18 protein-coding genes are annotated in these 23,321 nt (G+C 68.9%); 14 read left to right on the plus strand and 4 right to left on the minus strand.

The window, feature by feature from the left end:
• Nucleotides 1-135: 135 nt before the first annotated feature.
• A complete protein-coding gene (locus AB0M27_RS29940; protein ID WP_365726079.1) occupies nucleotides 136-1,257 on the plus strand; it encodes a substrate-binding domain-containing protein in 1,122 nt (373 codons plus the stop codon).
• Between the two features lie 84 nt (nucleotides 1,258-1,341).
• Here AB0M27_RS29940 and AB0M27_RS29945 read toward each other — a convergent pair whose 3' ends face one another.
• From AB0M27_RS29945 to AB0M27_RS29960, 4 genes are all read right to left on the minus strand, one after another.
• Nucleotides 1,342-2,343 (minus strand): hydroxyacid dehydrogenase, encoded by a 1,002-nt coding sequence (locus tag AB0M27_RS29945; protein ID WP_365726080.1) that lies wholly within the window; start codon nucleotides 2,341-2,343, stop codon nucleotides 1,342-1,344.
• 107 nt (nucleotides 2,344-2,450) lie between these two features.
• On the minus strand, nucleotides 2,451-3,317 hold the full coding sequence (locus AB0M27_RS29950) for a carbohydrate ABC transporter permease (RefSeq protein ID WP_365726129.1): 867 nt from the start codon (nucleotides 3,315-3,317) through the stop codon (nucleotides 2,451-2,453).
• A gap of 22 nt (nucleotides 3,318-3,339) precedes the next feature.
• Nucleotides 3,340-4,314, minus strand: coding sequence for a sugar ABC transporter permease (locus AB0M27_RS29955; RefSeq protein ID WP_365726082.1), 975 nt, complete (start codon nucleotides 4,312-4,314; stop codon nucleotides 3,340-3,342).
• Nucleotides 4,314-5,624 (minus strand): extracellular solute-binding protein, encoded by a 1,311-nt coding sequence (locus AB0M27_RS29960; protein ID WP_365726084.1) that lies wholly within the window; start codon nucleotides 5,622-5,624, stop codon nucleotides 4,314-4,316. Before AB0M27_RS29960 ends, AB0M27_RS29955 begins: the two co-directional genes overlap by 1 nt.
• A 287-nt stretch (nucleotides 5,625-5,911) precedes the next feature.
• Here AB0M27_RS29960 and AB0M27_RS29965 point away from each other — a divergent pair, with 287 nt between their 5' ends.
• From AB0M27_RS29965 to AB0M27_RS30025, 13 genes are all read left to right on the plus strand, one after another.
• Nucleotides 5,912-9,127, plus strand: coding sequence for a chondroitinase family polysaccharide lyase (locus AB0M27_RS29965; protein ID WP_365726086.1), 3,216 nt, complete (start codon nucleotides 5,912-5,914; stop codon nucleotides 9,125-9,127).
• A 74-nt stretch (nucleotides 9,128-9,201) separates the two neighbouring features.
• On the plus strand, nucleotides 9,202-13,053 hold the full coding sequence (locus AB0M27_RS29970; RefSeq protein WP_365726088.1) for an alginate lyase family protein: 3,852 nt from the start codon (nucleotides 9,202-9,204) through the stop codon (nucleotides 13,051-13,053).
• Nucleotides 13,054-13,091: 38 nt separating this feature from the next.
• A complete protein-coding gene (locus tag AB0M27_RS29975; protein ID WP_365726091.1) occupies nucleotides 13,092-14,069 on the plus strand; it encodes an alpha-L-fucosidase in 978 nt (325 codons plus the stop codon).
• Between the two features lie 73 nt (nucleotides 14,070-14,142).
• The gene (locus AB0M27_RS29980) at nucleotides 14,143-15,231 is read left to right on the plus strand and encodes a mandelate racemase/muconate lactonizing enzyme family protein (RefSeq protein ID WP_365726092.1); all 1,089 of its coding nucleotides are present in this window, start codon (nucleotides 14,143-14,145) and stop codon (nucleotides 15,229-15,231) included.
• A gap of 5 nt (nucleotides 15,232-15,236) precedes the next feature.
• Complete coding sequence (locus tag AB0M27_RS29985) at nucleotides 15,237-15,584, plus strand: L-rhamnose mutarotase (protein WP_365726094.1); 348 nt, start codon at nucleotides 15,237-15,239, stop codon at nucleotides 15,582-15,584.
• On the plus strand, nucleotides 15,581-16,432 hold the full coding sequence (locus AB0M27_RS29990) for a fumarylacetoacetate hydrolase family protein (protein WP_365726095.1): 852 nt from the start codon (nucleotides 15,581-15,583) through the stop codon (nucleotides 16,430-16,432). The genes AB0M27_RS29985 and AB0M27_RS29990 overlap by 4 nt, the downstream gene beginning before the upstream one ends.
• 26 nt (nucleotides 16,433-16,458) lie before the next feature.
• Entirely contained in the window at nucleotides 16,459-17,802 is a 1,344-nt protein-coding gene (locus AB0M27_RS29995) for an L-fuconate dehydratase (protein ID WP_365726097.1), read from the plus strand.
• Entirely contained in the window at nucleotides 17,799-18,557 is a 759-nt protein-coding gene (locus AB0M27_RS30000; RefSeq protein WP_365726099.1) for an SDR family oxidoreductase, read from the plus strand. Before AB0M27_RS29995 ends, AB0M27_RS30000 begins: the two co-directional genes overlap by 4 nt.
• An 11-nt stretch (nucleotides 18,558-18,568) precedes the next feature.
• The gene (locus AB0M27_RS30005; protein ID WP_365726100.1) at nucleotides 18,569-19,573 is read left to right on the plus strand and encodes an aldo/keto reductase; all 1,005 of its coding nucleotides are present in this window, start codon (nucleotides 18,569-18,571) and stop codon (nucleotides 19,571-19,573) included.
• The gene (locus AB0M27_RS30010; protein ID WP_365726101.1) at nucleotides 19,564-20,304 is read left to right on the plus strand and encodes a (Fe-S)-binding protein; all 741 of its coding nucleotides are present in this window, start codon (nucleotides 19,564-19,566) and stop codon (nucleotides 20,302-20,304) included. Before AB0M27_RS30005 ends, AB0M27_RS30010 begins: the two co-directional genes overlap by 10 nt.
• Nucleotides 20,301-21,770 (plus strand): LutB/LldF family L-lactate oxidation iron-sulfur protein, encoded by a 1,470-nt coding sequence (locus AB0M27_RS30015; RefSeq protein WP_365726103.1) that lies wholly within the window; start codon nucleotides 20,301-20,303, stop codon nucleotides 21,768-21,770. The genes AB0M27_RS30010 and AB0M27_RS30015 overlap by 4 nt, the downstream gene beginning before the upstream one ends.
• A complete protein-coding gene (locus tag AB0M27_RS30020) occupies nucleotides 21,767-22,414 on the plus strand; it encodes a lactate utilization protein C (RefSeq protein WP_365726104.1) in 648 nt (215 codons plus the stop codon). The genes AB0M27_RS30015 and AB0M27_RS30020 overlap by 4 nt, the downstream gene beginning before the upstream one ends.
• A complete protein-coding gene (locus tag AB0M27_RS30025; RefSeq protein WP_365726106.1) occupies nucleotides 22,411-23,268 on the plus strand; it encodes an amidohydrolase family protein in 858 nt (285 codons plus the stop codon). Before AB0M27_RS30020 ends, AB0M27_RS30025 begins: the two co-directional genes overlap by 4 nt.
• Nucleotides 23,269-23,321 lie beyond the last annotated feature (53 nt).

Consider the following 23,321-nt stretch of genomic DNA (forward strand, 5'->3'; position numbering starts at 1 on the left):
GGTAGCCAAGACGTAATCGTAGTCATCCTTTATTCCTCTCCCTTGAGAAGTGATGATGGGCGGATCACTTGAGGGAGACCGATGGAAGGAATACAGCCAGACGGGCAGGCGACAGGGGGCGGCACACAGAGTGCGATGCGACGGCCCCAGAACTCCCGTGAGCTCAAATTTCGCCATCTGGCGGCGGAACTGCGGCGGTCCATCATCGACGGCACCTGGCCGCCAGGAGCCAAGCTGCCGACCGAACAGGCGCTGGCCGCCGAGATGGCCTTGTCCCTGACGACAGTGCGGCGGGCGTACGAGGAACTGGCAGAGGAGGGCCTGGTCGTCCGTCGCCAGGGTGCCGGGACCTTCGTGACCAAGGAGGTCGCGGCCCATGGACCGGATCAGCGGGTGGTCGGCGTCCTCGTGCCGGATACGGCGCTCTATTACCCGCGGGTTCTGAAGGGCATTGAACAGGCACTTTCCGAGTCGCATGCCCGGCTGGTACTGGCCTCCTCGCATTACGACCCGCAGGCCGAAGACGCAGCGATCGGGCATTTGCTCCAAGCGGGCGTGCACGGCCTGCTGCTGGTTCCCTCCCTGCACGAGTTGGACGACCCGCGGGCCCGGACCGCTCAGCTCCAGGCGCTCCCGGTACCGGTGGTCCTGGTCGAACGTCGGCTCGCCCAGGTAGGTCCTGGCGACGACACCGAGCACGTGTGCACCGATCACGAAGGTGGCGCCTGGGATGCCGTACGGCATCTGCGTGATCTCGGCCATCGACGGATCGGACTCGGGCTTCGCACGGACGGTCCTACGGCGGCACCGATCGCGTCCGGATATGAGCGGGCTCTTGCGGACTTCGGGCTTCCGCCTGTCATGCGCCAGGAGTACCGGATGAGGGCCTGGGACGCGGATCAGGCGGACACTGCCCTGTCTGCGTTCAGAAAGGACGGCGTCACAGCTGTCCTCTGTTTCGGAGACCGGGAAGCGTCCTTGCTGCTGGGTGCGGCCAGGCGCGCAGGAGTGCGGGTGCCGGACGACCTGGCGATCATCTCCTATGACAACGAGTTCGCCGATGTCGCCGAAGTGCCACTCACGGCGGTGTCCCCGCCGAAGTTCCGGTTGGGGCAGCTCGCCGCACAGGCGCTCCTGCAGCGCATGGAATGCGGTGACGCGCTGCCCGTCCATCAGCTGCATCTGCGTCCACGCCTGATCGTCCGGCGCTCGTGCGGCGGAGCAGACGTCCGAGCCGTGAGCCATGTGCAGGGCTGAGTGACCCTGCACATGGGTCTGGCGGTGATCTTCGCACGTCGTGAAGTACGAGATCACCGCCAGGCGGCAGGGGGTTAAGCAGTCTCAGGCGATCCGGTGCAGATCCGTGGCGCCGACATGGCCGGCGAGCGGCACCTGGCGCGCGAGGCGCTCGACTTCTGCGACCGCGAATTCTCCGAGCAGCCGGATCTCGGTGCCCATGGCTCCTGCAAGGTGCGGAGTGACGAGCACGTTGCCCATGCTGAGCAGGGGATGACCGGCCGGCAGCGGTTCCGGCTCGGTGACGTCGAGCACCGCGTCAATACGGCCGTCGGCGCAGTGACGGGTCAGCGCCTCGGTGTCTATGAGAGCCCCGCGTGCCGTGTTGATGAGCACGGCACCGTCACGGAGGAGCGACAGTCTGCGGTCGTTCAGAAGGCTGCGGGTCTCCCGCAGCAGAGGCGCGTGCAGCGAGACGATGTCGCTCTCACGGAGCAGGGTGTCCAAGTCGACCGGCTCGGCGCCGAGTTGCGTGGCGGCGTCGGCAGTGATGAAGGGGTCGCTGACCAGCAGTCGGCGACCGGTCCCGGCAAGTCCCCGCAGGACCAGGCGGCCGGTCCGGGAGGCGCCGACGATCCCGATGGTGCGCCCGTGGTTTCCGATGTCGGGCGCGGTCGTCGGGTCCTGGTGGTCGCCGCCGCGGTAGGCACTGGCGAGGCGGAACGCGCGCTTGCCGGCAAGATGGATGGCGCTCAGCGCGTACTGTGCTACGGGAGCGGCGTTCGCCTCGGCTGCCGAGGAGACCATGACGCCTCGATCCCAGACCTCGGGCGCCAGATGGCCCTTGACCGAACCGGCCGCATGGATCACCGCCTTGAGTCTCGGGGCGTCGGCCAGCACCGTCGCGTCCACCTTCGGGCACCCCCAGCCTGAGATCAGGACGTCGGTTCGGGCGAGGGCCCGTCGTGCCTCTGGATCAGCGAAATCATGCACGATGACGTCGTCGACCTCCGCTGTGGCACGCAGCCGCTCCAGGAGGTCGGGAGGAAGGACCAGCGCTGCCACGGAAGAATTCATGGCGAGGAGCGCCGTCAGACGGGGAGACACAGGGAGACGAAACCTTTCGGTACGGCGGCTCACGGCCCGCCGGGACAGCCGCGTACGGACGTGTGGAGGAGGCGGACAGCCCCGGCGGGCGCCTTGTGTACCTCCGGTTACTTGCCCGAGCCCAGCGTCATGCCTTCGATGATCCGGCGGCCGAGCCAGACGTAGAGCGCGACCAGCGGCAGGACGACGATGGCGATGCCCGCGAACATCCCGCCCCAGTCGGCGCCGCTGTACTGCATCTGCTGGATGAACCCGAGCATGGCCAACGGCAGTGTCTGGAGACTCTGGGTCTGGATGAAGACCAGGGCGAAGAAGGTCTCTCCCCAGTGCCCGATGACGTTGAGCAGGACGAGGGTGATGATTCCCGAGCGGGCGAGGGGCAGCATGATCCGCCAGAAGGTGTACCAGGAGGTCGCGCCGTCGAGGGCCGCGGCCTCCTCCAGTTCTGCCGGCAGGGACCGGAAGAAGCCGGTGAGGAAGAAGACCGCGAACGGCATGGACGTCGCTGTGTAGAGCAGCCACAGCCCCCACAGGCTGTCGACCAGGCCGAGTTGGGACATCACCGCGTAGAGCGGCAGGAAGATCGCCTGGGCCGGAACGCCCAGTCCGATGGCGAAGAAGGAGGTCATCGGACTTGCGCTGCGGGCACCGAGACGGCTGAGGGCGTAGCCCGCCGGTGCGGCGAGCGCGATGGTGGCAGCCGCCGTGGCTGTGACCAGAACCACCGAGTTTATCGCCGCCGGGCCGAAGTTCCCGGCCGACCAGGCCCGGGCGTAGTTGTCCCAGTGGATTGTGTGGGGCAGCGCCCACGGTGCGGCGATCAGCTCGCGGGTCGTCTTCGTCGAGGACAGCAGAATCCAGACGAGGACGCCCACGTTGAAGGCGACGAGTAGCCAGACCAGTGGTGATGCGAGGAAGCGCTGGAACGGGCCGGTGGTGGCTGGGCCGCGGCGCAGCTTGCGGAGGGCAGTCATGGTGCTCACGGTTCGGGGTCCCTCAGAACTCGATGACGTCGCGGCGCATGAGGCGACGGATCAGGACGACGAGGACGGCCACGAGGGCCAGAGTGACGATGGAGTCGGCAGCGGCGACGCCGTAGTTGGGCACGCCATTGGCGTGGAACGCGCTGGCGTACGCGTACAAGGAGACGGTCCAGGTCTGGGTCGGGGGCAGGCTACCGACGGAGCCTGCCATCGCCAGGATGAACTCGAAGGTCTTGATCGAGTTGATGGTCCACAGCACGGCGCAGATTCCTATGACGTCCCAGGACAGCGGGAGCGTGATGTGACGGAAGCGCTGCCAGGCGTTCGCGCCGGCGAGTGTGCTGTCCTCGTACAGATAGGGCGGGATGCGGTCCACTGCCGCCATGATGATCGTGGTGTAGAAGCCGGTGCTGGTCCACACCAGACCGAGGAGGATCATCGAGTAGAGGTGGTTCTGGGCCAGCCAGGCCGGCGGATGGTGCACGCCGACCAGGCCGAGCACCTTGTTCACCAGCCCGTCGGACTGGAAGAGGAAACCCCACAGGATGGACAGCACCAGTGCCGGCACGATGTTGGGGAAGAAGATCACCGAGCGGGCCGCGCGCTTGCCGGCGATGTCGCGCAACAGCATGGTGAGCCCGAAGCTCACGGCGAACGTCACCGCGCCCGCGCCGAACAACAGCACCAGGGTGTTGCGGAAGGATTGCATGAACACCGGGTCTTCGAAGAGATACCGGTAGTTCCGCAGCCCCCTCCACTCCATGGGGCCGGCGCCGGGCCACTTGTGCAGGCTGATCCAGAACGTGCCGATCACCGGCGCGATCAGGAAGGCCAGGTACAGGGCGAGCGCGGGCAGGGTGAAGGGGAGGTAGAGGCGCCGCTGCTGCCTGCGGAACGGGTTCGCGCTGTGGTTCGCCGTGGGGGCGGCGGCCCGGCGGACACCGGTGTCGACCGGGTCCGCCGTGGACTTGGAGGCGACGAGGGCCATCACTGCGCCCGCTTCCAGTAGTCGACCGACTGCGACTTGAGCTGGGAGATGAACGACGAGGCGTTGATACCGCCGGTGATCAGCTTGTCGTCCAGCGGCTCGAAGACCTTCGTCCACCACTCCGCGTAGTCTTCATTGACGGCGTCAGCGGTCTCGTAGGTGCCGTTGGCCTTGAGCGAGGCGGCGGCGCCGGCGACAGCGGGCACCGGCTCGACGTCCTGCCGGGCGGAGATGGTGCTGGTCTTGTCGGCGAGGGCCTGCATCTGCTGCTTGCCGTACATGAAGCTGATGAACTTCTCGGCTTCGCTCTTGTGCTGCGCCTTGCTGGGCACGACCCAGCCGTAGCAGGTGGCAGGCACCGGGGAAGGCGCCGAGCCGGTGCCCGGAATGGGGAAGCTGGCGTACTTGAAACCGTTCGCTGCGTAAGAAGCGGCCTCGCTGGGCAGCCACGACCCCATGATGATGAAGTCCGCCTTGTTGGCCGCCCACTTCTGCTGGATGGCGGGGAACTTGCTGGCCTTGTAACCCTCGGCGAAGTAGCCGCCCTTGGCGAGCTTCTCCACCTGCTGCGCGGTCTGGAGGTACCCGGGCTGGTCCCAGGTGGCACCGGTCTTGTCACCGGCCGCCTTGTGGAAGGAGCCGGCACCGAGACGACTGACCACCAGGCTCGTGTACCAGTAGGCGTTGTAGTCCGGGATGTCCGCGTCGAGAGCGAGGGGGGCCTTTCCGGCAGCCTTCTGCTTGTCCAGGAGTTTCTGGAAGGCGGACCACGTCGTGGGAGCGGCAGAGGACAGCTTGGGGAAGCGTGCGGCGTTGTACCAGATGCTTGTCGCCACGACGTTGTAGGGCAGGATGACCTGCTTCCCGTTCGCCTGGCCGAGGGTACGGTAGGCCGGCGGTACGACGTCCGCGATCGTGGCCTGCTCGCCGGGAATCTTGCTGCCCAGCAGCCCGCTCAGGTCGCTGGCCGTACCGGTCGGAACCATCATCGACTTCACCTGCGCGAGGTTGCGGTCGAACACGTCGGCGGCGGGATGACCGGTCAGCGTGGGCTGCAGCTTGGTGAGGACGTCGCGCCCCTGCCACTGCACGTTGACCTTGATTCCTGTCCTCTTGGTGAACTGGTCGATCGATGCCTGCAGCGCGATCTGTGCCGGCTCGCCCTCCTTCCACATCGACCAGTAGGTGAGCTCCCGGGCACCTGCCGAGCCGCCCGTGCCGCCCGAGCCGCCACTGCAGCCCGCGGTCGTGAGGGTGATGGCACCGAGCGTGCAGGCGGTGACGAGACGGAGCGTGCGAGATCTCTTCATGGCTGGTTTCCTCCCAATGGTGAGCGGTGAACCGAAGGTCTACTTGGTTGCAAAGAAATGATTCAAGAAGGATTCCTGTGAATCCCGACTCGTTCTCGCCTGCTCTGTACGCCATGTCTCGGTCCGATGTCATGAGAGTCTCGGCGGAATAACGGAGGAGTCGAAATCCGCGACAGTGAATTACACCTTGATTCCTTCTCTCTGTACTGCGTTGAGTGCGATCACTTCGAGACATCCGGCGGCTCCGGGGGTCTCTCATCGCATGCACGCAGCCCGAGGAGGACACCATGCCGGGAACTTCCCATCGGCTCAGTCGTCGCGCCGCCCTGTCAGGCGCTCTGCTGGCCGCGGGAACGCTGGCCCTGGCGCCAGGACACCGTGCGACAGCCGCCACGCTCGCGTCGGCAAGCCCCGATGGTGCCGACCTGGAGCAGCGTGCCCTCGCCCTCCAGCCCCCCGCCTTCCTCTTCGAGACGCATGTTCCCGACCAAGTAAAGGCCGGCAGCGGGTCGACTCTGAGCATCAGCGACCGGGCCGCGATCTGCGGAACTCACTCACTGCGGTGGGACCACACCCCGGGATCCGCGGTCACCATCCAGGCCGATCTCGGGTTCACTCCCGATGAGTACCGCCCCGGGCACCTACCGGGCGCGGACCAGTGCTGGCAGGGCGTCGTCGACACGTTCTCGGTGTGGCTGTACAACGAGGAGCCGGTCGACGACGTGGTGCGCTTCGAGTTCGGCGAGGGCGGACGTGCCGACGCCTGGTTCGACTTCCGGCTCGACTTCGCCGGCTGGCGCACCGCGTGGGTGCGCTACGGCTACGACCTCGAAGGCCACCCACACCCCGGCATGGACACAGTGCGCCTGATCGCGCCGCGCCGGGCCGGCACCTTGTACGTGGACCAGCTGGTGCTCAACACGGACCTGCGACCGGATCAGCCCACCAGGGACGTCCAGGTGCCCTTCGTGGCGCTGGAGAACGACGACTGGGACAACGCGCACTGGCAGGCGCTCTACCTCTTCGACCAGCTGCTGGACGATCATTCGCTCAGCACACCGGCACCGTCGCCGGCCGAGCTGGAGTCCCTGCGCGCACTCGTTGCCCGCTACCACGACGACTACCTGACCGCACCGATCAACGTGATGAACCAGCCGGCGCCACCACAGCCGTCAGCGACGGTGCTGGCGGCCAAGGTCGACGCCCTGGGCGTGCCGGCCCGCGGGTCCACCGGCGGGGGCCGGCCGATCGTGTCGTACCAGGGGGCGGTCTACCCGGCGGCGATCGCGGCCGATCTCAAGGCTTTCGTCGGCGCCGCGACCCTGCGCTCCTACACCGACCTGATGAAACAGGTGGCGCAGGCATACAGCGCCGCCGCAGCCGCCGACCGGCCGGCGCTGGCCGAGCTGTACCTGCGCATGATCGTCCACCTGCGGGACCAGGGATGGCAGCACGGCAGCTGCCAGGGCACCATCCACCACTTCGGCTACGACGGACGCGGCCTCTACGACTCCGTCCACCTCATGCGTGACGTGCTCCGCGAAGCGGGCCTGCTGGCGGCCGTGCGCGCCGATGTGACCTGGTTCTGCGGGCTCGGCCGGATCTTCCGGGACTCGGGCGACCGCCAGGCCCACGGCGGCACCATGGACATCTTCAACACCACGGTGCGCGGAATGCTCGCCGCGGTTCTCCTCCTGGACACCGAGGCCGAGCAGGTGGCCTACCTGCACGCCCTGCGCGACTGGCTGAACCAGGCGCTGCTGCCCAGCGCCGGAATCCAGGACGGCATCAAGCCGGACGGCAGCTCCTACCACCACGTCGGGTTCTACCCGGACTACGCCCGGGACGGCTTCACCGGTCTGACCCCGATCGTGTACGTCCTCAGCGGCGGTGTCTTCCGGATCTCCCAGCCGGCACACGAATCACTCAAGCGCGCCCTGCTGACCATGCGCACGTACGCGGACACCACCAACTGGCCGCTCGCCCTCGCGGGACGCCATCCCACCGGAGACACCGGTCTGTCGGTCACGCCCTACCTGTGGGCCGCCCTGGCCGGAACCCCGGACCGCTCGTCCGACATCGATCCGGAGCTCGCGGCGGCGTTCCTGCGGCTGCTGTCCGCCCAGCCGACCGCGGTGCGGCAGCAGCTCCTGGAGCGGCTCCAGGCCAGCGGTTTCACCGCGGAGCGCGCCCCGAACGGCAACTGGACGCTCAACTACGCCGCGCTGTCGCTGCACCGGCGCCACGACTGGCTGCTGACCGTGCGCGGACACAATCGGTATCTGTGGTCCACCGAGACCTACGACGGAGCCAACTGGTACGGCAGATACTCCACCTACGGGCAGATCCAGGTCCTGGGCCGCGGCAACCCGGTGACCAACGCGGCGAGCGGCTTCAGCCAGAACGGCTGGGACTGGAAGCGCTGGCCCGGCACCACCGCCATCAACGTGCCGCTGCCTCGGTTGAAGGCCGATCTCACCGGCGCCATAGAGGAGATGCTCCTCACCGACTCGCCCTTCGCCGGCGGCCACACCATCGACGGCCGACACGGGATGTTCGCGATGAGACTGCACGAACACCCTAAGTACGACGGTTCGCACCGGGCCCTGAAGTCGGTGTTCTGTTTCGACGACCGGATCATCGCCGTCGGCAGCGGCATCGAGAACACCGACCACGTGAACGAGACCGAGACCACCCTCTTCCAGACCCACCTGAGCGACCGGACGGCACCCACCTACGTGGACGGAGCCGTGCCCGTCACCACCTTCCCCTACGAGCGGCCCGACATCCGCCTCACCGAACCTCGGTGGCTGCTCGACGACAAGGGCATCGGCTACTACCTGCCCGCCGGTCAGCGGATCGGCCTGTGCCGCTCGACCCAGTCCTCTCGCGACCAGGGCACCGACCAGCCGACCACCGGCGACTTCGCCACCGCCTGGATCCGGCACGGAACCGCACCCGACGGCGCCGGCTACCAGTACGCCATGCTGGTGGACGCCACCGCCGACTCGATGGCCGCCTTCACCAGGGCCATGGCCGACCCGGACACGGCCCCCTGCACCGTGGCACGCGCCGACACCGTCGCCCACGTCGTGACCGACCGGGCCACCGGCATCACCGGCTACGCGGTCTTCGAGGCCACCCGCGACCTGACTACCGGCCCGGTCCGCGAGGTCGACACCCCCTCCCTGCTGCTGGTCCGGGCCGATGACGAGGACCTGATCGTCGCGGTGTGCGACCCCGACCTGCGGCTGTACGAAGGCATCGACCAGGAGCAGTACCAGGGCGACACCTACGTCGGCCACTACACCGCCTTCTCCCGGCCGTGGCTGAACCGTCCCAGCCGTCCGCACCGGCTGCGCATCACCGTCGCCGGCCATTGGCGGGCCTCGGACGGCGATCAGCCATGCCACACGTACCCGCACGGCGACTCGACCCTCATCGAGTTCGACACCGTCGACGGCCGCCCCGTCCAGGCCCGCCTGTCCCCCGAAGGCCGATGAGCCCTTCCCTTGCCCGTCGAAACTTCCCCTCATCCCGGCCGCTGGGCAGGACAGCGGCGGAAATCAAGGTACCGATGAAGCGCAGAACCCTCGCCGGCATCGCGTTGTCCACGGCCGTCACCCTGGGCATCACGGCACCCATGCTTGCCACACCGGCCCATGCCGCGACCTCCATGTTCAACGTGACGTTCGAAGACGGCACCCTCGGCGGTTTCAACACCACGGCCACCAGCCCGGACGCCATTGCGATCGCCGCCGACCCCGACGGCTCCGGGAAGGCGCTGCGGTTCACCTCCGCCACCACCGCCACCGAGTCCTTCCAGCGCTACGGCAGCTGGACCGGCACGCTGACACTGACCGCCAGGGTGTACTTCGATGACACCACGCACGACCGCAGCGTGTTCCTGGTGAGCGGCCAGGGCACGTACGGCACGCTGTACCAGAACCTCCTCACCTTCACCAGGTCCGGCACTCTCACCGTCGGCGGCGTCCCCGGCTCCACGACGTACACCTCGGGCCGCTGGTACCCGGTGAAGGCCGTGGTGAACAACACCACGGGCACTTTTGACGCCTGGCTCGACGGCAAGCAGGTCGCCGCCCAGCAGCCGATCGCCCCCACGGGCTCGGGCTGGACGCAGACCACCAGCGTCCGTGTCACCCAGACCGGTGTGCCGGGCACCACCGGCACCATGTATCTGGACGACCTCGCCGGAGTCCAGGACGCCACGCGGGACCTGGGCCAGAGCATCGACGGCTGGCAGGAGCGCGCCTACACCGCCCAGGCTCCCGACTTCACTCAGGACACCACCGTCACCCAGGACGGCCGGCCCACTCTGCGCATCCAGGCCGCGAGCGGGAGCCAGGGCTCGCTCTGGAAGGACTTCCCCGCGCGTCCGGGCGCGGACTACGCCGTACGGACCACGGTGAAGATCGTCGGCGGTGGCACGGGCACCAGCGCCACGATCAAAGTGACGCCGCTGCACGCCGGTACTCCCCTCCAGAGCAACGGCGCAGACCTCACCACCTCCGGATCCGGGCGGAGTTCCGCGACGACCTTCACCGGCGACGCCGCCTTCCTGCGCACCCCTGCCGGTACCGACGCCCTTCGCGTCGAGCTGTACTTCTCGGGCCCCGGCACCGCCTGGTTCACCCCCGGCACCGTGGAGACCGGCCTCACCACCGCCGGGCTCGGCCGCTACTCCAGTGCCGACGTGCAGCACCCGGTCAAGAACCCGCGGAACATGTTCGGCGGTGGTCAGTGGACCAGCATCGCCGACCAGTCCGACGCCGACAAGCAGCAAGCCGTCGCACCGCTGCTCGCCATGTCCGACAGCGATCTGACGGCAGCCGCCCGCACCGCCGCAGCCTCCCGGAAGGGCCTCACCGATCACCCGGCCATCGAACAGGACGCGCGTCGACTGGCCGACCTCTACAAGGAGAACGGCGACGAACACTACGCCCGCGCCGCCATCCTGATCCTCCGCCAGTTCACCGAGAGCTACCCGTCCGTGCCGTACTTCGCGAATCCCGGGACAGCTGGCTTCGGACCGCAGAAAACGGTGCCCATCGACGCGGTCTACGCCTACGACCTGCTCTACCACTCAGGACAGTGGGCAGCCCTCGCGGCTGACACAGGAGTCGACGTCCGCTCCGAGGTCGAGGACTGGTTCCGCCAGGCGGTGATCAACCAGTACAACCTCTACCACTCCGACTCGGACAACATCGATCCCTACGGCATCGCGCAAGTCATGGGCACCGCCTGCGTGCTCAACGACCCCGACATGATCCGGCTCTTCGTCCCGGCCATGGACCACGTGTACACCGGCGAGTCCTTCTACGCGACGGGCCTGTGGAAGGAGGCGACCATCTCCTACCAGGACCAGGTCACCGGGCTCGCCAAGCAGGCCTTCCAGATGCTGAAGGACAACTTCACCGACCCGGCCGGCTACACCGATTCCACCTACGGGCTGAAGCTGGACCACTCCGACCTCGGTTCACTGCGCTACCCGCTGATCGCCCAGGCCGACAAGGTCGACGCGGCGATGCACCTGCCCAACGGGCAGCTGGTGCCGCTCAACGACACCTGGGTCGGTCCCGACAACCTCTCCACCTTCACCGCGGACAGCCCGATCCAGGCCGCCGACCTGCACAACATCGAGCTCTACGACTACGGCCACTACGCCCTCACCCAAGGCGACACCACCGACGCCACCCAGATCCACCTCAACGCCCCGCAGATCGAGCAGGGACCGCCCTACGCGTCCGGCCACCAGCACGCGGGCGACCTCGACATGATGCTCTGGGGAGCGGGCGTCGAGGCGGTGCCCGACGTCGGCTACGCGCACAACCCGTCCGGCTACCGCTACTTCCAGATGGACGCCGTCGGCCACAACGTGCCCTTCGTCTGGTCCAAGGACAACACCGACTATGCCCAGCAGGGCGGCCTGCCGACCCGTGCCGCCGTCCTCGGCTACGACCCGGGCACGGCGAGCGGAGGCAAGGTCCAGTTCGTCGAGGCGAGCGACCCCGGCCCGGCAGGGAACGGCACCACCACCAAGCGCCGCCTGGTCATGCTCGTCCAGCTCGCCGGCAACCGCTCGTACGCCGTCGACCTCAGCACCCTCAAGGGCGGACAGGCCCACCGGGACTTCCTGCGCGCCTCCGAGCAGGAGAGCGACACCCTGACCGCGTCCACGGACCTGACCCCGCACACCGGTACCGTGCAGGACTACCTGACCGCCACCGGCCGGAACGTCGGCCTGCCCGACTACCGCACCCTCATGCGCGACCCCCAGACCGCCGACGGCGAGCGGGACATGAACTTCACCTGGACCGGCAAGGACACCGGCAGCTCGGTGCGCGCCTACATCAACGGCCAGTCCGGCGACCAGCTCATCTTCTCCAAGATCCCGACCAACCGGCGCACCCTTCAGGACGCGGCCAGGAAGGACGACTTCCCCAACTGGCACTTCCAGCGCCTGCGGCAGGTCGACCCCGACCAGACCACGCTCTACGGCGCGGTGTACGAGACCTGGCGCAAGAACCAGCAGCCGCTGGTGAACGGCGTCCAGTGGCTGCCCGCGCCCGACGGCGACCCGCAGACCACCACCGCCGTCGTCGACGGCGGCAGCTTCACCGACCTGGTCTACCTCAGCAACGACGACAAGCCCCGCACCGTCCAGGGCGTCACCTTCAGCGGCCACGTCGCCGTCGCCCGCATCGACAAGGCCACCGGGGCCGTGCAGTGGGGATACGCCTACGGCAACGGCAGCGTGCGGACCCGCGGGTACATCCTCGACGCGCCGGCCGACCTGACCGTCCACGCCGTCGCCACCACCAGCGCCGGCACCGGCGCTCCAGGCCCGGTGACCGACCAGCCCGACACCATCACCGTCGACGGCGACCTGCCGCAGGACGGCTCGCTCGACGGGACCTGGCTGCGCATCACCCTGGGCGACGGCCGCGGCTGGGCGATGCGCGTCGACCACATCCAGGGCCGCACGATCCACGTGCACGACTGGGTCCCCTTCACGGTCAGCGCCGAGGGCGCCCGGTACTCCTTCGCCGGTGGTGGCAACGGGGGCCAGCTCACCATGCACGGCGACACCGTCCCGGGGCCGGTGACCATCACCCTGAGCCGGTCCACCCACGCCCCCACGGACGCCGCGATGCTGCACAAGGCCCTCGTCGCCGCCGCCAAGGACGGAACCATCACCGACGGGGCGGCGCAGGCGCTTCCTCAGTCCAGCCAGGTCGTCGTCGACCGGGTGCAGCACGGCGACTACGCCGGCGCGACGGCCCTCCTGGAGTCGATGCGCGACCAGGTGTCCGGGCTGTCCGGCAAGCAGGTCGACCCGGCTCTGGCCACCGCCCTCACCGACCGCGTTCTCCCGTACCTGATCCGCCTCTACCAGAAGACGGCCTGACTCCAGCGCCGTTCCGCGAGCGACACGGAAGAAGAAGGATGATGACAGCACGACAGGTCTCACCCGAGGGCCTGGCCTGGTACCGCGACGCGAAGTTCGGCATGTTCGTCCACTGGGGGCTGTACGCCCTGCACGGCCAGGGCGAATGGAACATGTTCGAAGCGAGAACGTCGGTGGAGGACTACGAGCAGCTCGTCGGTCGTTTCGAGGCCGCGCACTTCGACGCCGACACCTGGGCCGATCTGGCACAGGCCGCCGGACAGCGCTACATCACCGTCACCACCCGCCACCACGACGGGTTCTCGATGTACGACACCGCGCTGTCCGACTACAAGGTCACCAACACCCCCTTCGGCCGGGACCCCATCGCCGAACTCGCCGAGGCCTGCGCGAAGCGGGACATGAAGCTCGGGGCCTACGTCTCGCTGGTCGACTGGCACCACCCGGCCTTCCGCTTCCGCCACGAGTCCAAGCTCGCCTGGGACGACTACGTCGGCTTCCTCCACGGCCAGGTCGAGGAGCTGTGCACCCAGTACGGCGACCTCGCCCAGGTCTGGTTCGACGGCGACTGGCCGCGTTCCCGCTGGGCCCGCGACCAAGCGGACTGGTTCGCCCCCGGCGGTGAATTCGGCTACACGGAGCTGTACGACATGGTCCACCGTCTGCAGCCCGACGCGGTGGTCCTCAACAACCGCAAGTCGGTGCCGCTGCCGCCCGGTGAGGACGTCCAGGGCTTCGAGAACGACCTCCCCGGTGAGAACACGGCGGGCTTCAACACCACCACGGTGCTGGACGGTCCCAAGGAGACCTGCCTGACCATGAACAAGACGTGGTGTTACGTCCCCACCGACCATGCTTACCGGACCGCGGAGGAACTGCTCGCGATCATCGAGCGGGCCTGGGCCAGTGGCAGCAACCTCCTGCTCAACGTGGGTCCCAAGCCGGACGGCACCATTCCCTGGGCCGAACAGCAGCTCCTGCGAACCATCGGAGTGCGCCTCAAGGGAGCCCGGTAACAGCACGTGACGACGACTGGTGGCGGGCGGGCCGTCCGCACCGCCCGCCACCAGCCAACCCAGGGATCAAGGCATGACCAAAATCGTCGACGCGACCGCCTACCTGGTCGACATCGAAGTGGAACGACTCCGCACGGACGCGGTCCAGTCGTTCCTGAGGCAGGAGACCGTCTTCGTCGAAGTGACGACGGACGACGGCAACACCGGCACCGGCTACTCGTACACCATCGGAACCGGCGGGATGTCCGTACTCGCCATGCTCCGCGAGCACTTGCTGCCACGGCTGGTCGGTGCCGACGCCGCCCTCGTCGAGCGCATCTGGGCCGATCTGTTCGCGTCGACGAGGGCGACCACGGTCGGCGCGATCACGTCGCTGGCGCTGGCTGCGGTCGACACAGCCCTGTGGGATCTGCGGTGCAAGCGCGCCGGCGAACCACTGTGGCGGCTGGCAGGAGGGTTCCGCCGGCGCGTGCCGCTCTACGACACCGAGGGTGGATGGCTGCACCTGTCGACCGACGAGCTGGTACGCGGAGCCGTCGCCTCGCAGGCCGCAGGCTGGCCCGGCGTGAAGCTCAAGATCGGCAAGGACCGCATCGAGCAGGACGTCGAGCGTCTGCACGCAATCCGCGACGCCGTGGGTCCGGGCATGGACATCATGGTCGACGCCAACCAGTCGATGACGTACGCCGAGGCGCGGCGGCGGGCAGCAGCGTTCGAGCCGCTCGGTCTCGCCTGGTTCGAGGAGCCGTTGCCGGCCGACGACGTGGCCGGCCACGTCGCCCTGGCGCGGTCGACGGTGATTCCCGTCGCGGTCGGTGAGTCCCTCTACTCGATGGCGCAGTTCCGCGCCTACCTCGAGCAGCAAGCGGCGGCCATCGTGCAGGTCGACGTGGCGCGGATCGGCGGCATCACACCCTGGCTGAAGGTCGCGCACCTCGCCGAGAGCTTCAACGTCGACGTCTGTCCGCACTTCCTGATGGAACTGCATGTGAGCCTGGTCGCCGCAATCCCCAACGGGCGCTACGTCGAGCACATCCCGCAGCTCCGCGCCGTCACACACAGCCAGTTGCGGATCGAGGACGGCCACGCGGTCGCGCCCGACACCCCGAGACTGGGCATCGACTGGAACCGGGACGCGATCGACAACCGGCGGAGAGGGTGACCCACGTGCGCAGGTTCGGCATGGTGATCGGCGTACGCCCGGAGAAGCTCGAGGAGTACAAACGGCTGCACGCCGAGCCATGGACGGGTGTACTGGCCGCACTCCGATCACACCACATCACGAACTACTCGATCTTCCACAGCGACGGATTGCTGTTCGGGTATTTCGAGTACCACGGCGAGGACTTCGCCGCGGACATGGCATCGATCGCCGAGGATCCGGTCACCCAGGAGTGGTGGAGCCTGACCGATCCGTGCCAGATACGGCTGTCCTCCGCTCGCAAGGGGGAGTGGTGGACGCAGATGGAAGAGGTCTTCCACATGGCCCCGGGAACCACAGAAGGTAGGACATGAAGCTGTTGCGTGTCGGCGCACCCGGCGAGGAGGTTCCGGCCGTCCGGTCCGACGACGGCCGTACATTCGCGCTCTCGGGCCTGACCAGGGACATCGACGGGCCGTTCCTCGCCTCCGGCGGAATCGACCGGGTCCGCGAGGCCCTCGCAGACGGCACTCTGCCGGTGTTCGACGGGGACGGGCTCCGGGTGGGCCCGCCGATCGCCCGCCCCGGCAAGGTGGTCTGCGTGGGCCTCAACTACCGCGACCACGCCGAGGAGACGGGAGCGGCTGTCCCCGAGCGCCCGGTGGTCTTCATGAAGGATCCGTCCACGGTGGTCGGGGCGCATGACCAGGTGCTGATCCCGCGAGGCTCGGTGAAGACCGACTGGGAGGTCGAGCTGGCCGTCGTCATCGGCCGCACGGCCCGTTACCTGGCGGACCGGGCCGCTGCGATGGAGTGCATCGCCGGCTACGCGATCAGCAACGACGTCTCGGAGCGGGAGTTCCAGCTCGAGTACTCCGCCCAGTGGGACCTCGGCAAGTCCTGCGAGACCTTCAACCCGCTCGGCCCGTGGCTCGTCACGCCGGACGAAGTCGGCGATCCGCAGTCGCTCGGCCTGTGGCTGGCCGTCAACGGGGAGACACGGCAGGACGGCAACACCAAGAACATGATCTTCGACGTCCCGTACCTCGTCCGGTACCTGAGCCAGTACATGGTGCTGAGCCCCGGCGACGTCATCAACACCGGAACACCGGCCGGTGTGGCCCTCGGTCTGCCCGGAACGCCGTACCTGCGCGCGGGAGACGTGGTGGAACTGTCCATCGACGGCCTCGGCGCCCAGCGCCAGGCCTTCATCGACGCCTGAAAGAACAACGCATGAAAGGCAGACCATTGTCCGCAGACACCGCGCGGATCGTCGCCGTCGACACCTACGACATCCGCTTCCCCACGTCGCGGGAGCTGGACGGCTCCGACGCGATGAACCCCGACCCCGACTACTCCGCCGCCTACCTGGTGCTGCGCACCTCGACCGGTGAGCACGACGGTCATGGCTTCACCTTCACCATCGGGCGCGGCAACGACGTCCAGGTGGCCGCCATCGAGGCGCTGCGCGACCATGTCGTGGGCCGCTCGGTCGCCGAGCTCTGCGAGGACCCCGGCTCGCTGTACCGCGACCTGGTCGGCGACAGCCAACTGCGCTGGCTCGGCCCCGAGAAGGGCGTGATGCACATGGCCGTCGGCGCCCTGGTCAACGCCGTGTGGGACCTGGCAGCCAAGCGCGAGGGCAAGCCGCTGTGGCAGCTGCTCGCCGAGGCGGATCCCGAGTGGCTGGTGGCCCAGATCGACTTCCGCTACATCAGCGACGCCCTCACGCCCGAGGAGGCTCTGGCGTTGCTGCGGCGCGGCAAGGAGGGTGCCGGCAAGCGTGCGGCCGAGCTGCTGCGGCGCGGCTACCCCGCCTACACCACCTCGCCCGGCTGGCTCGGCTACTCCGACGAGAAACTCACCCGCCTCGCCCTCGAGGCCGTGGCGGACGGTTTCACCCAGATCAAGCTGAAGGTCGGTGCCGATCTGGAGGACGACATCCGCCGTTGCCGGGCCGCCCGCGCTGCCGTCGGGCCGGGCATCCGGATGGCGATCGATGCCAACCAGCGCTGGAGCGTGCCCGAGGCCGTCGAATGGACCAAGGCGCTCTCGGAGTTCAACCCGTACTGGATCGAGGAGCCCACCAGTCCCGACGACGTGCTGGGGCACGCAGCGATCCGGCGCGAGGTCAGCCCGGTCAAGGTCGCCACCGGCGAGCACGTGCAGAACCGCATCGTCTTCAAACAGCTCCTCCAGGCCGGTGCGATCGACGTCCTGCAGCTCGATTCGGCCCGGGTCGGCGGGGTCAACGAGAACCTCGCCATCCTGCTGCTCGCGGCGAAGTTCGCAGTGCCGGTCTGCCCGCACGCGGGCGGCGTGGGCCTGTGCGAACTCGTCCAGCACCTCTCGATGTTCGACTACGTCGCGCTCTCCGGCAGCACGGAGGACCGCGTCATCGAGTTCGTCGACCATCTCCATGAGCACTTCCTGGACCCGGTAGTGATCACCGACGGTCACTACCGGGCTCCCACGGTGCCCGGATTCTCCGCGGAGATGCACCAGAGCTCGATCGACACCTACACCTACCCGCACGGGGCCTTCTGGGCAGCTGATCGGGCACACGACCAGGAATCGGAGACCGCGGCGTGACCAGGGAACTCGACGGGCTCACCGCGCTCGTCACCGGCGGCGCCTCCGGCATCGGCCTCGCCACCGCCGACCTGCTCTCCCGGCGGGGCGCGCGGGTCGCCGTCCTCGACCTCGCACCGGACAAGTTGAGCGATCCGCTCCTGGGCTTCGCCGCCGACGTCAGCGACGACCGTTCCGTACGGGCGGCGGTCGAGTCCGCCGCCGAAGCCCTTGGCGGGCTGGACATCCTGGTCAACAACGCGGGCATCGGCGCTGCCGGGACGGTGGAGGACAACCGGGACGAGCAGTGGCACCAGGTCCTCGACGTGAACGTCCTGGGCGTCGTCCGTACCACCCGGGCCGCCCTGCCGTACCTGCGCCGTTCCGCCCGGGCCTCGGTGGTGAACACCTGCTCGATCGCTGCCACCGCCGGCCTGCCGCAGCGCGCGCTGTACTCGGCGAGCAAGGGCGCCGTGCTGTCGCTGACCCTGGCCATGGCCGCCGACCATGTCCGTGAGGGCATCCGGGTCAACTGCGTCAATCCAGGCACGGTGGACACCCCGTGGGTCGGACGCCTGCTCGACGCTGCCGAGGACCCGGAGGCCGAACGCGCCGCACTGGCCGCACGCCAGCCCCAAGGCCGTCTGGTCGACGTCGAAGAGGTGGCCGCCGCCATCGCCTACCTGGCCTCGCCCGCCGCCGCCTCGGTCACCGGCACCGCGCTCGCGGTGGACGGTGGCATGGCCGGCCTGCGACTGCGCCCGGCCGCCCGATGAGGACCACCGCGATGCAACAGACCAAGCTCGGCCGCAGCTCCACCACTGTCACCCGGCTGTCCTTCGGCGCCGCCGGGATCGGCAACCTGTTCACACCGGTCACGGACGAGGCCGCCGCCGAGGCGGTCGAGGCGGCCTGGGCGGCCGGCATCCGCTCCTTCGACACCGCACCCCACTACGGGCTCGGCCTCTCCGAGCGCCGCCTGGGCGCGGCCCTGCGCGGGCGCCCCCGGGCAAAGTACACCGTCGCCACCAAGGTCGGCAGACTGCTCGAACCCGTTCCCGGCGCGGACGGCGACGACCTCGCCCACGGCTTCGCCGTACCGGCGACCCACCGCCGGGTCTGGGACTTCAGTGCCGACGGCGTCCGGCGCAGCCTGGAGGCCAGCCTGGAACGGCTGGGACTGGACCGGGTGGACATCGTCCACTTGCACGATCCCGACGACCACTTCGCCGAGGCCATCGGCCAGGCCTACCCGGCCCTGGCGCAGCTGCGCGCCGAAGGCATGGTGGGCGCGATCGGCGTCGGTATGAACCAGTGCGAGATGCTGACTCGCTTCGTCCGCGACACCGACATCGACGTGGTGCTGCTGGCCGGGCGGTACACCCTGCTCGACCAGGGCGCGATGACGGAGCTGCTGCCCGAGGCGGCCCGGCGCGGCGTGTCGGTCATCGTGGGCGGCGTCTTCAACTCCGGTGTGCTGGCCGCCCCCAAGCCCGGAGCCACCTTCGACTACGCCACGGCGCCGACGGAGCTGGTCGACCGCGCCCTGCGGATGCAGAGCGTCTGCGAGCGTCACGGCGTACCGCTCCGCGCCGCCGCGGTCCGCTTCGCCCTCGCTCCGCAGCCCGTGGCAGGCGTGCTGATCGGAGCCCGTTCGGCCGAGGAGGTCACCGACGCGGCGCGGCTGCTCGACCTGGACATCCCGGACGCGCTCTGGGAGGACCTCCTGGCCGAACACCTGCTGCCCGACCACCTCCCCCTCCCGCACCGGAGCCGGCCACCATGCGTGTAGCCCTGTTCATCACCTGCTTCAATGACACCCTGTTTCCCGGCACCGGCCGAGCGGTGGTGACCGTGCTCGAACGGCTCGGCCACACCGTCGAGTTCCCGCAGGAGCAGACATGCTGCGGTCAGCTGCACTTCAACACCGGCTACCGAGCTGACTCCGTCCCGCTGGTGGCCCGCTTCGCACGGACCTTTGCCGACTACGACGCCGTGGTCACGCCGTCCGCCTCCTGCGCCGGCATGATCCGGGAGAACCACCCGGTGCTCGCCGGAGAGTACGGGCAGGCCCCGCTCCAGGAACAGGTGGCGGAACTGGTGCCACGCGTCCACGAGTTCACCGAGTTCCTCACCGACATCCTCGGTGTCACGGACGTCGGCGCCTCTTTCCCGTATCGCGTCACCTACCACCCCACCTGCCACTCGCTGCGCGGACTGCGCCTCGGGGACCGGCCGCTGCGACTGCTGCGCGCGGTCAGGGACATCGACCTGGTGGACCTGCCCGCCGCCGACTCCTGCTGCGGCTTCGGTGGCACCTTCGCGGTCAAGAACGCCGAGACCTCCGGCGTGATGCTCGCAGACAAGGCCGCCGGAGTCCTGGCCACCGGTGCCGACGTGCTGTGCGCCGCCGACAACTCCTGCCTCCTGCATATCGGCGGCGGCCTGACCCGGCAGGACAGTACGGTGCGGACCATGCACCTGGCGGAGATCCTCGCCGCCACCGAAGGAGCAGCGCGATGAGCAACCCCGGTGATCGCGGCGTCGTCTGGCTCGGCTCCCCGTCCTTCCCCGACGCCGCCCGCAGCGCGCTGAAGAACACCCGGCTGCGCGCCAACCTGAAGCGGGCCACCACCACGATCCGCGACAAGCGGCTCGCCGTCGCCTCCGAACTGGACGACTGGGAGGCGCTGCGGGAATCCGCCGCCGCGATCAAGAAAAGTACGGCACGCCATCTCGACCAGTACCTTGAGCAGTTGGAGCAGTCGGTCACCGCGGCGGGCGGCACCGTGCACTGGGCCTCCGACGCGGCCGAGGCCAACCGCATCGTCACCGGACTGGTGCGGGCCACCGGCGAGCGGGAGGTCGTGAAGGTCAAGTCCATGGCGACCCAGGAGATCGGCCTCAACGAGGCCCTTGCCGCAGCCGGGATCACCGCCTACGAGACCGACCTGGCCGAACTCATCGTCCAGCTCGCCGACGACCGCCCCTCCCACATCCTGGTTCCGGCCATCCACCTGGGCCGCACCGAGATCCGCGACCTGTTCACCAGCCAGATGCACCACTGGGGTCAGCCCGCCCCCGAGGGCCTCGGCGACGAACCCGTCGAACTCGCCGAGGCGGCCCGCCGTCACCTGCGGCGCAAGTTCCTCACCGCCAAGGTCGCGGTCTCCGGCGCCAACTTCGCCGTCGCCGACACCGGCACGATCGTCGTGGTGGAGTCCGAGGGCAACGGCCGGATGTGCCTCACCCTGCCGCAGACCCTGATCACCGTCATGGGCATCGAGAAGGTGATCCCCACCTGGCAGGACCTGGAAGCGTTCCTGCAGTTGCTGCCCCGCTCCGCCACCGGCGAGCGGATGAACCCCTACACCTCCACCTGGACCGGCACCACCGACGGGGACGGCCCGTCGGAGTTCCACCTGGTGCTGCTCGACAACGGCCGCACCGACACCCTCGCCGACCCCGTCGGCCGTCAGGCCCTCGCCTGCATCCGCTGCTCCGCCTGCCTGAACGTCTGCCCGGTCTTCGAGCGCACCGGCGGCCACGCCTACGGCTCCGTCTATCCCGGGCCGATCGGAGCCGTCCTGACCCCGCAACTGGTCGGGGTCGAGCAGGCTGCCTCCCTGCCGTTCGCCTCCACCCTGTGCGGAGCCTGCTACGACGCCTGCCCCGTGAAGATCGACATCCCCCAGCTGCTGACCCACCTGAGGGCCAGGGCCGTCGAGTCCGAGCGGCGTTCGAGACGCCTGCCGACCGCCGAGGCGCTGGCGATGAAGGCTGCCGCCACCGTCCTCGACTCCCCGCTCCTGCTCGCCGCCGCCCAGAAGGCCGCTGCGCTCGGCGGCCGTGCGCTCGCCCGGGACGGCAGCATCGGACGGCTACCCGGCCCGCTGCACGGCTGGTCCGACACCCGGGACACCCCCGCACCCCCGAACGAGTCATTTCGCGCCTGGTGGCGCAGAAACCGGGACGGAGCCGACCAGTGAGCAGCCGTGAGACCATTCTGCAGCGCATCCGCGCCGCGCTCGTCGACGTCCCTGCAGAGGAGACTGCTGACGACGTCGAGCTCCGCCGCACCTACCGGTCCAGCCATGTCGATCCAGGACAGGAGATCGGGGCTCTGTTCGCCGATCGCCTCACCGACTACCGGGCGGCCGTCACCTGCACGACTCCGGCCGGGCTGCCTCGCGCCATCGCCGAGGTGCTGACCACCCGCGGTATCCGCCGCATCGGACTGCCGCCCGGCTTTCGCGCCGACGCACTGCCCGAGGGGCCATGGCAGTGGCAGTACGACGATCCGCCGCTGGACGTCCCGGCCCTGGACCTGCTCGACGGCGCCCTCACCCTCGCCGCCGCCGGCATCGCCGTCACCGGCACGATCGTGCTCGACACCGGCCCCGGCCAGGGACGGCGCGCCCTCACCCTGGTCCCCGACTACCACGTGTGTGTCATCCGCGCCGAGCAGATCCACGACGACGTCCCCGACGCACTCGCGCACCTCGATCCGGCACGCCCACTGACCTTCATCTCCGGCCCCTCCGCCACCAGCGACATCGAACTCGACCGAGTCGAAGGCGTCCACGGCCCGCGCACTCTGGACGTCATCATCGTCAATCCGGAGCAATCGTGACCAGCCATCAGATCATCGACGCCCACCACCACGTCTGGGACCTGAAAGTTCGGCCGCAGAGCTGGATCACCGGGGAGCGGCTCGGCCCACTGAACCGTTCCTTCTCCGTCAGCGACCTGGAACCCGAGGCGCGAGCAGCCGGGGTGACCGCCGGCGTGGTGGTGCAAACCGTCTGCGGACCGAAGGAGACCCCGGAACTGCTGGCCCTTTCCGCCTGCGGGGGACTGGTCGCCGGAGTGGTCGGCTGGGCCGATCTCACCGCGCCCGACATCGCCGACACGCTCGCCGGTCTCAGGGACGGCCCGGGCGGGGCCGGCCTGGTCGGCATCCGGCATCAGGTACAGGAGGAGCCCGACCCCAACTGGCTGCTGCGCCCGGACGTCCGGCGCGGCCTGAACGCAGTGGCCGAGGCCGGGCTGGCCTACGACCTGGTCATCACGCCGCACCAGCTGCCCGCCGCCATCGCCGCCGCATCCGGGCTTCCCGGCCTCGTCTTCGTCCTCGACCACCTGGGCAAGCCGCCCATCGCCACGCAGGAACTCACCCCATGGTCGGACCGTATACGGCAGTTGGCCGCCCTGCCCAACACCGTGTGCAAGCTCTCCGGCATGGTCACCGAGGCCAGACCCGGTGCCTGGAGTGTCAAGGATCTCCAGCCGTACGCCGACACCGTCCTGGACGCCTTCGGCCCTCAGCGCCTGCTCTTCGGATCCGACTGGCCCGTGTCGACGTTGGAGACCGACTACGGCGGCATCGTCCGTCTCACCGAGCAGCTCACGGATGCGCTGAGTCCCAGTGAGAAGGACGCCGTCTTTCGACGGAACGCGGCCCGCGTCTACAACCTCAACCGGTAAGGCCCAGAAGCGGAATCCCTGGATCCGAGGGCCGGTGATTACGCCTTGAATGC

Source organism: Streptomyces sp. NPDC052107 (genome assembly GCF_040680215.1).
Classification (GTDB): domain Bacteria; phylum Actinomycetota; class Actinomycetes; order Streptomycetales; family Streptomycetaceae; genus Streptomyces.